The sequence below is a fragment of the Photobacterium sp. GB-36 genome, assembly GCF_003026135.1.
Taxonomy (GTDB): domain Bacteria; phylum Pseudomonadota; class Gammaproteobacteria; order Enterobacterales; family Vibrionaceae; genus Photobacterium.
The window spans coordinates 228580-242258 of the sequence record NZ_PYNY01000002.1 but is presented as its reverse complement, the minus strand read 5'-3'; the positions used below and the strand labels follow the sequence as shown (position 1 = coordinate 242258).

The 13679-nt window shown below is 39.4% G+C and carries 12 protein-coding genes; 6 read left to right on the top strand and 6 right to left on the bottom strand.

What is annotated here, in order from left to right:
* Positions 1-47 precede the first annotated feature (47 nt).
* From C9J46_RS02715 to C9J46_RS02705, 3 genes are all read right to left on the bottom strand, one after another.
* The gene (locus tag C9J46_RS02715; protein WP_107290530.1) at positions 48-1127 is read right to left on the bottom strand and encodes a DUF3541 domain-containing protein; all 1080 of its coding nucleotides are present in this window, start codon (positions 1125-1127) and stop codon (positions 48-50) included.
* A gap of 120 nt (positions 1128-1247) precedes the next feature.
* Positions 1248-2387 (bottom strand): endonuclease/exonuclease/phosphatase family protein, encoded by a 1140-nt coding sequence (locus C9J46_RS02710; protein WP_107290529.1) that lies wholly within the window; start codon positions 2385-2387, stop codon positions 1248-1250.
* A 103-nt stretch (positions 2388-2490) separates the two neighbouring features.
* On the bottom strand, positions 2491-2982 hold the full coding sequence (locus C9J46_RS02705) for a hypothetical protein (RefSeq protein WP_107206258.1): 492 nt from the start codon (positions 2980-2982) through the stop codon (positions 2491-2493).
* Positions 2983-3261: 279 nt separating this feature from the next.
* Between C9J46_RS02705 and mobB the strand changes: the two genes are divergently transcribed.
* Together mobB and C9J46_RS02695 are read left to right on the top strand one after the other, a co-directional pair.
* On the top strand, positions 3262-3792 hold the full coding sequence (gene mobB / locus C9J46_RS02700; RefSeq protein WP_107245969.1) for a molybdopterin-guanine dinucleotide biosynthesis protein B: 531 nt from the start codon (positions 3262-3264) through the stop codon (positions 3790-3792).
* A gap of 4 nt (positions 3793-3796) precedes the next feature.
* Entirely contained in the window at positions 3797-4309 is a 513-nt protein-coding gene (locus C9J46_RS02695; protein ID WP_107290528.1) for an NUDIX domain-containing protein, read from the top strand.
* A 62-nt stretch (positions 4310-4371) separates the two neighbouring features.
* Here C9J46_RS02695 and C9J46_RS02690 read toward each other — a convergent pair whose 3' ends face one another.
* Positions 4372-5589: an META domain-containing protein gene (locus C9J46_RS02690; RefSeq protein ID WP_233217616.1), complete on the bottom strand. Its 1218-nt coding sequence runs from the start codon at positions 5587-5589 to the stop codon at positions 4372-4374.
* Positions 5590-5802: 213 nt separating this feature from the next.
* On the opposite strand from C9J46_RS02690, the gene C9J46_RS02685 reads away from it, so the two are divergent.
* The 3 genes from C9J46_RS02685 (at position 5803) to C9J46_RS02675 (ending at position 9559) form a co-directional block, all read left to right on the top strand.
* Complete coding sequence (locus tag C9J46_RS02685) at positions 5803-7593, top strand: amidohydrolase (protein ID WP_107206254.1); 1791 nt, start codon at positions 5803-5805, stop codon at positions 7591-7593.
* Positions 7594-7836: 243 nt separating this feature from the next.
* On the top strand, positions 7837-9105 hold the full coding sequence (locus C9J46_RS02680; RefSeq protein ID WP_233217673.1) for a rhodanese-like domain-containing protein: 1269 nt from the start codon (positions 7837-7839) through the stop codon (positions 9103-9105).
* 235 nt (positions 9106-9340) lie between these two features.
* Positions 9341-9559, top strand: coding sequence for a hypothetical protein (locus tag C9J46_RS02675; protein WP_107259612.1), 219 nt, complete (start codon positions 9341-9343; stop codon positions 9557-9559).
* Here the strand turns inward: C9J46_RS02675 and C9J46_RS02670 are convergent.
* The gene (locus tag C9J46_RS02670; protein WP_107206251.1) at positions 9549-10469 is read right to left on the bottom strand and encodes a M15 family metallopeptidase; all 921 of its coding nucleotides are present in this window, start codon (positions 10467-10469) and stop codon (positions 9549-9551) included. The genes C9J46_RS02675 and C9J46_RS02670 overlap by 11 nt on opposite strands.
* 67 nt (positions 10470-10536) lie before the next feature.
* Complete coding sequence (locus tag C9J46_RS02665; protein ID WP_107206250.1) at positions 10537-10986, bottom strand: RNA-binding S4 domain-containing protein; 450 nt, start codon at positions 10984-10986, stop codon at positions 10537-10539.
* A gap of 416 nt (positions 10987-11402) precedes the next feature.
* Between C9J46_RS02665 and fusA the strand changes: the two genes are divergently transcribed.
* A complete protein-coding gene (gene fusA / locus C9J46_RS02660; RefSeq protein ID WP_107206249.1) occupies positions 11403-13490 on the top strand; it encodes an elongation factor G in 2088 nt (695 codons plus the stop codon).
* Positions 13491-13679 lie beyond the last annotated feature (189 nt).

Here is a 13679-nt window from a genome sequence, read left to right as displayed (position 1 = left end):
TCTCAATCAATTCTATTATGCGTAAATATACCTTTACCCTTCCTATGCTATTTTGCAATCAATCCATACGGTATATGCTTGAACATTTGAGGATGGTCGCTTAGCGTCGGCGCTAAATGCGTTTCTTTCCAATCGAGTAACATTATCGCAAGTACATTGCGGTGTTCACCAGAGACTAAATCTATATCACCCGTTACTGATGGGATCATTCCATGCTGAGGATTTATTGCTTGCTGAATCACCTTGCGGGTTTTCTCTACTACGGGATCTGCCTCTAACCCTGCCAATAAAAAGTTAATCCCGACCTCTGCAATAACATCCTCTTTCGTTTCAGCAATAATCTTATCGATATTTTTGCGGTAGTAATCAAAAATCCATTGATGATCTTTTTCATGGATCGGTAATTGATAGTATTTCGATGCCGCAAAAATAATATGCGTTAACCCATAAATTTTATTGCTGTATTGCAGAGAAGATAATTGATTGTCTTGACTATCAGGATAAGTTTCACGAAAAGCAATAATGAAATCATTCACCACATCTTGTTCACCCAGTTGTCTTAACCAATAGACTTGATTTGCAAGTTGTGCTGCCCACGCTTGGATCATTTCAGGATCAGTAACATATTTTTTGAAATCATAACGGCGAAGAACCTGCCTTAATTGCGCATCATTTTGATGCTTTAACCCATACTCATCGGCACGCGCCATTGAGCCGAGCAACCCAACGCCTAAATATAAATATTCAGGCATCGTTTGAGTCGCTTTATATCGACGTTGGCTACGCTCTTTAGGTGATGTTTTATAATTGGCTAATCGCGCTAAACTGTATCGTTGTACTTGCTCAGGTGTCACAACTTCTGTTGAATAGCGATTTAAGTTACTCGCTACTCGCGCCATGTCCTGCCATATCGCGGCGGCGTATTTAGGATCTAACGACTGCCGATACATACGTAAGCCATAATGCCCCGCTGTATAGGCTGGCAATGTATATAACTGAGGCTCAAAGGTTTGGCGGATCTGATTAGCGCTTTGTTGATATGTCGGATTAAGCTGTAAACTATTTGCCGCAACAGACCAACAAAATAAAAGACAGAAAAACCAATAGCGGCTAAGTACCAAACGCATAATGACTCCCCCCGAAAAATAACCAGGGTGAAGAGTAACATTAGGTATTACTATCTCTGTTAACTTTTATCTCTGAATAATTGTTATAATATAAATATGCCAACATGATCACATCGTCATTTAGTCCGCAATATTAATATCAACCCACACCATTCGATGATCTGATCCTGCAGAAGGCTTTTCTCTACCTTTACAATCTAAAATAAGTTCACGTAATAAATCATGTTTATCCGGCCAAAAAACCCCCGTTTTTATCACATCTAAATTTCTTGACGGCAACACATAATCTAACCGCAACCCAGCTAAATGCGTCCACTCATTTTTACGGCCAGTACGCTTTTGCCAAGGATAATAATGCCTTGCACCTTCACTTTTAGGCGTCTGCTTACCACTACCAACCCTTGTATTTATTTTATCGAGTTTCAGTAGGTGTTTAATCGCGTCCTTAAATCCGTCGCCATCATCTAAATCAGCATTTAAATCCCCCATTACAATAAAGGCATCATCAGGTTTTAATCCACCAACTTGATCATTATCGTCAACTAAATAGGATTCATCATTAATGATGTCGATTAAAAGCTGGATTTCATCATGATTACGTTTTGCATTTCGACGTTCATTACCGTCAAACACAGGAGGGGTTGGATGACAACACAGTAAATTAATTTCTTTATCTTCAACAACAATAGGCACAACAACATGATTTTTAGAAGATAAACGTAATATATGCTGAGCTTCTTTTGAATAATAATCGACAGGCATTAAGTTATTCGGCATATCCTTCCAAAGAAAGTGCTGCCACGTTCGAATATTCTCTTGCTGCAGTGGACATTTAGATAAAATAACAAAACCAAAATGACCATGAAATTCACCGTAACCTTGGGCATCTTCTGGTAACGTGCAGAGACCATCACCGTTTAGATCTATTTCGGTTATTAGGCCGGTATTGGATGAAGGGCAATAGCGATAAGGGTAATCAATCGCAGATTGTTGATATTGAGAATGAGATAAATAATGCTGACAAAAATTATCAAGGCTACCATCATCGCCCCCATTACCAGGGTGATCAAATTCACACAGTAACAAAACATCAGCATTAACATGCTGGATAATAGCGGCGAGTCGCTGAAATCTTTTATTAGTTAAACCCGATGTTTGCTGAAAAATACGCCCTTGTTCTGGCTCAGACATCGCGACATTAAACATAGCCACACGTAAGGATTGTTTTGTTTCTAAAACGGTTGGTAAAAACTCTGCCACACGTTATCTCGTTATCAATCATTGAAAACGGCATTGTAAACATCCAACCCATGTTTACAAATACAAACCTCGTAACTTAATTTTTCTAAAGATAAAATTTTAATTAAGATGACTTAACCAATGTATCTATCGCTAAGCGGATTTGTTTTGCATCATATCCAGCTTGATGCCTCATCGCCCCTAAGTTATCTAAAGCCAATTTAAAGTGTACCTGACCCAGTCCATTTTGATTTTTTAACCAATGGCTTACCTCTGTAAGCACAAAAGATGGACGCATATGTGCTGCATGGTATAAACGCCCCAGCCAGAATAGATCCCATTCACTGTCACATAAAACCAAATCATATTGACCTAAAGTCGTATTTAAATGTTGGCAAACATCCACCACTTGCATCCCAGTCTCTTCAATCATTGACCGAGATATCTTATGGATATTGTGTTGAACATCTTTATCCCAATGAGACCAGTTATCGGATGCAGATAGCGGATTAATTAACATGCTACTGTTTGTTCCATCTGGTAAAGAATACCCAACCTCAATCGGATATGAATGTTCAGATAAACCTGATGCCTCAAAATCAAGTATTGCCCACATTTCACACTCCCTGTTTTTATAACTATGCTGTTAATCATTAATGTCCCTGCTGTGACAACAACCCAATAACTATTTAAAGAATGCCCACACCTTTTAACTTTAGACCGTCACTCATAACACAACAAAACTTTCATAGATAAGGATTACTTTTAAGACACGCTACACATAAGTAATAAAAGACTTACTTTAATTAATCGTTAGTAAATACAGCGCATTGCTGCATTTCCCCATCATTTAACGATATAATTACTGACACTGTATTTTGACCTAAAAATAGCTATGATTACTTCTCCCACTCCTCTGATTGGCTTTGCGGGCTTTAGTGGCTCAGGAAAAACAACGTTATTAGAAAAAGTAATCCCGTTACTCAAGCAACGTGGTATTCGATTAGGTTTAATAAAACATAGTCATCATGACATTGAACCTGATGTACCAGGTAAGGACTCTTATCGATTACGTCATGCGGGTTGCGGGCAAACATTACTGGCAACAAAATCACGCCACATGCTTTATTTTGAATACCCAGAAGATGAACGTAAAGATCCTGAACTTAACGACTGTTTAGAGCAACTCGATCACAGCAAGCTCGATCTTGTATTAATTGAGGGGTTCAGAGAGCAAGCTTTTCCTAAAATAGAAATTCATCGTCCGTCTTACAATAAACCCTTATTGTATCCTAACGATCCTTACATTATCGCATTTGCTACTGACGCAGATACTCAACTATGTCCGCTACCGCAGCTAAATATCAATGATCCTGAGTCTATTGCGCAATTTATTCTTACTTGGTTAGAAAAAGATGGTCACTAGAAAGATGACCAGTATAAATACAGCCCGTTTTTGTCCGCAGTGTGGCAAATCAAGCTTAACCCGTTTAACCGATAAGCAATTTACTTGTAGCGCCTGTAATTTTACCTATTTTCACAACCCAGCGGCTGCTGTTATGGTTGCGCTGTCATATGAAGATGAGTTACTGGTAGCAATAAGAGGTAGAAATCCAGGATTAGGATTATGGGATTTACCTGGCGGATTTGTTGACCCTAATGAATCCTTAGAGCAAGCAGCAATACGAGAAATACAGGAAGAACTCAACTTAACGCTGACTGATTTCACATACCAAGGCTCATTCAGTAATACGTATTGCTACAAAAATATTGAATATAAAACCTGTGATACTTTTTTTAGTCATCAATTATTAGATAAACCAACACTAACGGTACAGGATGATGTTGCTGATATTCTGTGGGTAAAAAAACAAGATATCAAACTAGAAAATTTTGCTTTTCCCTCAACGCAACGCGCTGTTGAGTTATGGTTGAATAAGTAATAAGTTATAAAATAAGAAGTATCAACGTCTATTGATACTTCTTATCAATGGGTTACAAAAGATTATTGATTATATGAGGATGGCTCTTTGGAGAAGATCATTACCCCCAACTGGCCGTTGACTTGATATGAAAGCGCTAATTTACCCGCGAAATAAGTGAATTGACTCACCCCACCTAATTGCTCTAAATATCGTTGTTGTTGTTCTGCAGCTAAAGGATTATTGCACTGTTTTTCAGTCACCAATGTATGCTGCTTTAATACATTAATAAAGCCCGGACGCGGCTCTGATGTAACGGAAACCGTATAATTATTACAGGCAACTGAACCAGTAAAATGTCCATTAATATAACGTAATCGAATATCGTTTTCGGCACTCACCGGATCGCCATAACGCCAGCTTTCTAGTCTCCATTCAGTATTAGATAAAATATCTGGGGTTAAACGAACAATTTTTCGTGTGTTCGGCTCTTCTATTAATTGATTATGACTATCTAAATGCCAGACATGTTGAACCACATCACCAGGACAACAAGCTGAATCGTTTTTACCCGGCTGAATAACATCTAAAATAATTTTCTTATTCAATATTTTTAGATCTATAACTCGAAAACGATCGCCGACAAACTGAGTCGCAATATTTTTTAAATGGCCACTTTCTTTGTCAACAACAGCTATATACAAATATTGCCCTGTTCCACCCGGTGAGTAATTTAATAAAACCACTGCCATTTTGTTATTACTTTCCGTCAGTGAACCCACAGCTTTAATATCATCAAGCAGTATGACTTGTGGCATGACTGAACCACCAGGTTGATACGGTTCTCCTGCCCATAAACCATGCTGTAATTTAATCGGTGTACCAATATCTTCGATACCGTTATAGCGAGCATCTTTTAAATCGTGAAAACTATATGTGGCAAGTGGTGCCAGAACGGTGGCATTAATAGCGGTAAGATTATCTAAGCGAGAATGATAAGTTGACACTAAACAGCGTTGAGCATCAGATTGATGTAAACAACCTTTTCTTGTTTCTAACCAGTTTTTCTGTGTTTCCTTTATCACAGAAGCTTCGCTTACCATCGACTGGGTTAAAACTTGCTGATACATGTCTACCATCAGCTTATGTAACAGTGATAATTTAGGATCTTTACAAATTAATATATCAACATTAGAGGTCACTAAATGGCAATCTGAGCCGGCATTATCGGCTGCCATGAGCGTTGTACTAAATGTTGCGATAGCTCCTACAAATAAGAGCACCAAACATCTCATTTTCATTCCTCTATTTTCCACTTACTGTTATCAGATAAACAGTTACTGGATTAATTCGACCGACATTTTATTAATTAGTTCCTTACTCTCAATAAGTTACTAAATAAATAATAACATCACGAATTGTTACATTAATTGTGAAATCAGTAACCTCATCGTCTATGCTTGCATCCTAAAGTAAAAAAAACTTTATTTTGCGGATAATTATAAGGAAATTATATGTTTAAACGCTCTTATCTCAGCTTGGCAATCCCAGCTATTTTGGCACTTTCTGGATGCGACCAAAAAACTAAAACTGAAAGTATTGAACCACAGCAAGTTACTAAACCTACCTCTGCTGCTGTAACCACTTTACCAGCAAAATTAGTGCATCATGCCGATACGATTTACTCCGGCGGCGATATTATTACAATCAATGATAAACAGCCTGAAGTTGAAGCCGTTGCAGTTAAAAATGGAAAAATACTGGCGACAGGTAGTCTTTCTGATATTGAAAAGCACAAGAATGCAGAAACAAATATTGTTGATTTAAAGGGTAATACACTAATTCCAGGGTTTGTTGATGCACACGGTCATGTCTTCAATGTAGGCTTACAAGCATTATCCGCTAACTTACTACCCCCACCAGATGGTGAAGGTCGTGACATTAATAGCCTGATTGAATTAACCAATCAATGGCATAAAGACTTTCCTGAGCGTAGTGATAAAGTAGGCTGGATTATTGGCTTTGGCTATGATGATTCACAACTAACCGAAAAACGTCACCCTACAGCTGAAGATTTAGATAAAATCTCAACAGAATTACCCGTTATTCTGATCCACCAATCAGGCCACCTTGCAGCAGTAAATAATAAAGCGCTGGAAGTTGCTGGTGTCACGGATAAAACTGAAGATCCTGAAGGTGGTGTTTTTGTACGTAAAAAAGGCTCTCAACAACCTAATGGGACGTTAGAAGAAAATGCGTTCTATTATGTATTAGGTAAAGTACTTGCTAATATGAGTAATGAAGATAATGAAAAAATCTTCAAAGCGGGAATGGAACTCTATAGTCAATTTGGCTATACCACAGGCCAAGAAGGACGTGCATTTCCTAACATTATGCCGATCATGCAAAAAGTCTCGGAAGAAGGTAATTCCCCAATTGATGTCGTTGCCTATCCTGATATCGTGATCGCAAGCCAAACCATTTCTGGCCCTTACCTAAGTAATGACTACAAGAATAACTTCCGTATCGGTGGTGCAAAACTCACGATTGATGGATCACCACAAGGTAAAACAGCATGGTTAACTCAGCCTTACTTTGAGCCTCCTAAAGGCAAAGATGGCTCTTACGTAGGTTATTCTGCTATTTCAAATAACGATACCTTCAAATACGTCGATCAAGCCTTTGAAAATAACTGGCAAATACTTGCTCACGCCAATGGCGATGCTGCCATTGATGTTTTTATCGCCGCAGTAAAACAAGCTGAAGATAAATACGGCAAGAAAGATCGTCGCCCAGTCCTAATCCATGGACAAACCATTCGTCCAGATCAAATCAATAGCTTAAAAGAGCTAGGAATTTTCCCATCGTTATTCCCAATGCATACTTATTACTGGGGAGACTGGCACCGAGATTCTGTTTTAGGTCCTGAGCGCGCTGAATTTATTTCACCGACAAAAACGGTCTACGATAAAGGAATTAAATTCTCGTCACATCATGACGCGCCAGTCGCTCTGCCTGATTCAATGCGCGTATTATCTGCAACAGTTAATCGTCGTTCTCGTACAGGCGATATTATTGGTCCTACAGAACGTGTAAGCCCATTAATTGGATTGAAAGCGATGACAATTTGGCCTGCATACCAACACTTTGAAGAAGATAAAAAAGGCTCAATTGAAGTAGGGAAAGAAGCTGATTTCGTTATATTATCAGATAATCCGCTGAAAATAGATCCATTAAAAATCGAAGATATTAAAATCCAAGCTACGATTAACGATGGCAAAACAGTGTACCAAATAACTCAGTAATTCATGCACACCAGCTTTAATTGAAACTAGAACTGGTGTCTTCGCTTTGTTCTATATTCCACTTACTTTTTATCCCATCATCATCTATTTTTATAATCAGATGATGATTTAATTAATCGCCATCAATTGTCTTACAAATTATTTTCGCTAGAATGTCGCCTCGTTTGCCCTGATGGCAGATCAAACAGGTTCTATATGCGCTCTTTAAATCAAATTTTTATTACGTGCCTTTTTGTGATTAGCATGCCATGTTTAGCGGCAGCAAACACTGTCACACCTCCTATTCAAACCTTTGAGCAACTAGCTCAAGCTCAGCAGACGAAACAAGCAATACAAATTATTGATTGTCGAGACAGCAATTACTTCAACGGTTGGCCAAAGCGAAATGCAACTCGAGGTGGTCATATCCCTAACGCTGTCAATATTGATAGTCAATGGCTCACTCTTTTAACACCGATTCAGCTATCAAGCTTACTTAAAAATCGTCAGCTATCTCCGAAAGTACCAACCGTCCTGTATGGCGATAAAACCTCAACGACGGCAATGAGTGAAGCACTCAAACAACAAGGTTTTAGCGCTATATCTACAATTAATCAGCCCGTTACGGACTATGTAGGCAAACTGAAAGCACTTAAAAACTTTAAACACTTAGTATCTGCACAATGGTTAGATCAGCTAATCAATCACCAGCAGCCATTGTACGCACCACAGCACGGCTATAAAATTGTTGAAGTTGAATGGGGTCCACCGTCCACATATTTACTTTCACATATCCCCAACTCGCTGTATGTCAATACCAATGATATTGAAAGCAAGCCTTGGTGGAATAAAGTCAGTAATAATGATCTTAAAAAAGTCATTACTGATTTAGGCATTCGTTATAACACCACTGTCATTGTCTATGCTCGTAATAATATGTCAGCAGCACGCTTTGCTAACTTTCTAATGTATGCTGGCGTTGAGGATGTAAGACTACTCAATGGCGGCTGGAATGCGTGGGAAAACGCACATTACCCGACCCAAGCTTTCATTAATGAAAACCACGACGATGTGAGTTTTGGTAAAACGATTCCAGCAAACCCTCAATACCTGACGGATCTCCAGCAAGCAAAAACAATACTAAAAGAACCCCAAAGTACCCATTCACTCGTAAGTATTCGTACTTGGCAAGAATATATTGGAAAAACCAGTGGCTATGATTACATCAAGCCTAAAGGTCGTATCAAAGGGGCTAAATGGGGACACGCTGGTAGTGACTCTTACCATATGCAAGATTTTAATAACCCAGATGGCACAATGAAAAGTGGTTACCTCATCGCGAAACAATGGGCGAAATGGAATATTAAACCAAACCAACAAGTCGCCTTTTTCTGTGGTACTGGTTGGCGAGCATCTGAGGCATTTTTCTATGCTTATGTTATGGGATGGAAAGATATCAGTGTCTTTGATGGTGGGTGGTATCAATGGAGCGCAGATAAAAACAACCCTATTGCAGAAGGCTTACCTAAATAACATAGTTAAAGCTCTGACATAAAAAGCCCTGCCATAAAACGGTAGCCCTTGGCTGCCGTTTACTTTTATTCAAGCTTTAATCGTTTCACAAGACTGTGCTTATTTACTTAAAGAACAAGGAGCTAACATTCCTCTGACCAACAAATGACCATATCCTAACAGCCACTACGTTGAATGACATCTAACCACCTATTAACCTTGCACATCTTAAATAAAACTAAGTTGTGGAGGCCATATGTCAACGTTTACTATCGCTCCCGTATATTTAGTAAATAATAACGCAAAAAAAATGCGTTATGCGCAAGCCGAAATACCGCCGACCCAACCTCGGGTTAACCAAGAAAACTCAGAGAAAAGAATCTCTACCATTATGACTTTCAGTGGTTACGATAATCGTGGAGAAATACAGCCTAAAGCGCCAACTAAAGGCTGTACGATTAATATTAACGTTTAACACAAATCTCTGAACGCAAAGGGACTTGCTCGATCTGCGCCATAACCTTACTTGGGTTAGCCTGATACGCTTTACTTATCGAAGACACACCCAGCTTATGTTTCAGGTAATTAGTGTAATCATTAAACTTATACTGGCTATAGGCTTTGGGGTACATACGACTACAACTGTTATACCACTCAACATAACGTTTAAAGAACAGTGTTGCTTGCTGTGCTGTCATCTGCGACATCATTACTGCCATATCTTTAGATAATTGGAAATGCTGATAATCAATTGGCGAATTCCAAAAACCACCCCAATATAAAAAGCCATTACGTGCAAAAATATCGACGACTGTTTCAGCCATCCCTTTTCTATCTGGTTTACCATAACGATAAATTTCACGATTAGCATATTTTGTCCCTTCTACGGGGCTATATTTTGCCTGACCTGCACGTGCAAAAGTCACAAATGGATTTTGCACCGGATTTAAATCAATCGCTGCACCATAGGCGTGAAGCGATAAACTACTCGTCCCTTCTACTGGGCGATAGTTAAAAGCAGAAGTATTATTATCTGTCATCGATACCGTGTCATCACCGCGATATTTTTCAATCGGAACCGCTTTATGAATTGGAAATCCTTGTTGATATAATTCATCGAAAATTTTACCCACATAAGGCGCTGTTGCATCCATTACAATAATTTGACCATTAGTGTGAACACGATTAGAAAAATCACGATATTTAAATGTCACTTTTTTCAAACGTTGGCACTGTACTGGTGCCGAGCTCGACATCACGCCAACTTTTGACATTGCCTGACATTCAGCTGTTGTTAGCGATGAAACAGTTGCAGCCAACACACTTCCACTAAAACAGCTAAAACTAATCACTAGACCTAGTGTAATAAATTGTTTATTCATCATCCCTTCTCATTAATCAGGCAAGAAAAAGACGCGTCATTGCGCGCCTTGTTTATAAGAATGTTTTAGTTTAAAAACTAATTGGCTTACGACCAGTCGCTGTATCTGGTTTTACATCAGCAGCTTTGTTAGCCGCTTTTTTGGTAACAGAACGATTTCCTGCAATATTCGGTTTGCTAGTACTCTTTTTCTTATCAGCAGCTTTATTTGCTTTTTTTGACGCCGCTTTAGGAGATGCTTTTGGTTTTTCCTCTGCAACACGCATCATTTTTTCTTGTACTGGCTGGTCGCACAACACAACGTAAAACTCACCATTAAACTCAATCACATCACCGTCATATATCTTGCAACGTTTACGTAATTCAAGCTCACCGTTTACTGCAACATAACCTTCAGAGATGGCATATTTTGCTTCACCGCCACCACTGACTAAGTTGGCTATCTTTAACACTTTATATAATTCGATAGGTTGAGCTGAAACTTCAACACCAATTGCTTCAACTTCAATTTCTTCAGACATGTCGATAACTCAAATAAGAGAACAAAAAGGAATATATTTCTAATTCTACCCCACATTACAATATGAAGGAAAAAAATGAGCGAATAGAACAGTACTTCGTAAAAAAGTGATAAAAATCATTGATAGTAAAGATCTAAATGTTCACAAATTCTGAAAGAAAAGAAAATAAAGAATAAGAATCTCATCCCAAAAAACATGACAAAAATATAACTTTAGCAACTTACAATTCCTAAAAACCTGAACTAACCTTGTTTTTTGTAGCTTGATTTGCTGTGTAAATGGGCAACAAGCCTAACAGCTAGAGTAAAAAGCAAGCGAATAACGATTTTATTACGCATAGCTATGTTCTGGTTGATATAAGTAGTGCTATAATCCGCGACCTCACATGTGACCGTAATTGTTGATAGAGAAAAACAATGACAGATTTATCTAAATACAGAAACATTGGTATTTTCGCCCACGTTGATGCGGGTAAAACTACTACTACCGAGCGTATCCTTAAGCTAACTGGTCAAATCCATAAAACTGGTGAGGTTCACGATGGTGAATCTACTACTGACTTCATGGAACAGGAAGCTGAGCGCGGTATTACTATCCAGTCAGCAGCTGTAAGTTGTTTCTGGAAAGATCACCGTTTCAACGTTATCGATACTCCTGGACACGTTGACTTCACAGTTGAAGTTTACCGTTCTCTTAAAGTACTTGATGGTGGTATCGGTGTATTCTGTGGTTCTGGTGGTGTTGAGCCTCAGTCTGAAACAAACTGGCGTTACGCTAACGAATCTGAAGTTGCACGTATCATCTTCGTTAACAAACTAGACCGTATGGGCGCAGATTTCTTCCGCGTTACAGACCAAGTTAAAAGTGTACTTGGCGCAACGCCGCTAATCATGACACTTCCAATCGGTCGTGAAGATGATTTCGTTGGTGTTGTTGACGTTCTAAACCGTCAAGCGTACGTTTGGGATGACACTGGTCTTCCAGAAAACTACGAAATCACAGACGTCCCAGCTGACATGGTTGATGATGTTGAAGCTTACCGTGAAGAGCTTGTTGAAACTGCTGTTGAGCAAGATGACGACCTAATGGAAGCTTACATGGAAGGTGAAGAGCCTTCTATCGAAGACATCAAGCGTTGTATCCGTAAAGGTACTCGTACTTGTGATTTCTTCCCAACATTCTGTGGTTCTGCATTCAAAAACAAAGGTATGCAGCTTGTACTAGATGCTGTTGTTGATTACCTACCTTCTCCAACAGAAGTAGATCCACAGCCACTAACAGATCCAGAAACTGGTGAGCCAACTGGTGAAGTTGCAACAGTTTCTGTTGACGAACCATTCAAAGCGCTAGCATTCAAAATCATGGATGACCGTTTTGGTGCCCTAACTTTCGTTCGTATTTACTCAGGTAAACTGAACAAAGGTGACACAGTTCTTAACAGTGCAACTGGTAAGACTGAGCGTATCGGCCGTATGGTTGAGATGCAAGCTAACGATCGTAACGAACTTACTTACGCGCAAGCTGGTGACATCATCGCTATCGTTGGTATGAAGAACGTTCAAACTGGTCACACTCTATGTGATGTTAAGCACGAGTGTACTCTTGAGCCAATGATCTTCCCAACACCAGTTATCTCAATCGCTGTATCTCCAAAAGATAAAGGCGGTTCTGAGAAAATGGGTATCGCGATCGGTAAGATGGTTGCAGAAGATCCATCATTCCAAGTTGAGACTGATGAAGATTCAGGTGAAACAATCCTTAAAGGTATGGGTGAGCTTCACCTAGACATTAAGGTTGATATCCTTAAGCGTACATACGGTGTAGACCTTATCGTTGGTCAACCTCAGGTTGCTTACCGTGAAACTATCACTAAACCTGTTGAAGATAGCTACACGCATAAGAAACAGTCTGGTGGTTCTGGTCAGTTCGGTAAGATCGACTACATCATGAAGCCAGGTGAAGTAGGTTCAGGCTTTACGTTCTCATCATCTGTAATCGGTGGTAACGTTCCTAAAGAATTCTGGCCTGCAATCGAAAAAGGCTTCAAAGGCATGATGGATACTGGTGTTCTTGCTGGTTTCCCTGTTCTTGATGTTGAAGTTGAGCTTGTTGATGGTGCATTCCACGCAGTTGACTCATCTGCTGTAGCATTTGAAATCGCAGCGAAAGGCGCATTCCGTCAATCTATGCCTAAAGCTGGTGCACAGCTTCTTGAGCCAATCATGCACGTTGACGTGTTCACTCCTGAAGATCACGTTGGTGATGTTATCGGTGACCTTAACCGTCGTCGTGGTATGATCAAAGACCAAATGGCTGGTACAACTGGCGTTCGTATCAAGGCTGATGTACCTCTTTCAGAAATGTTTGGTTACATCGGTTCTCTACGTACAATGACTTCTGGTCGTGGTCAGTTCTCTATGGAGTTCGCACACTACGCACCATGTCCTGCAAACGTTGCTGAAAAAGTAATCGCTGAGCAGAAAGAAAAGAACGCTAAGAAGTAATTTTTAATTACTCTAAGTAATCTTTTTAACCCCGAGGGCTTTGCTCTCGGGGTTATTTTTTATCACGTAAAAATCATTCCACATCACTATACACCTCCTATCATTTCATCTTTCCTCGTCTTTAAAGGTTGAGCATCTTGCACACCTTGTAACGCTATTGATAACAATCACAAGTAATCGTGTATGAAA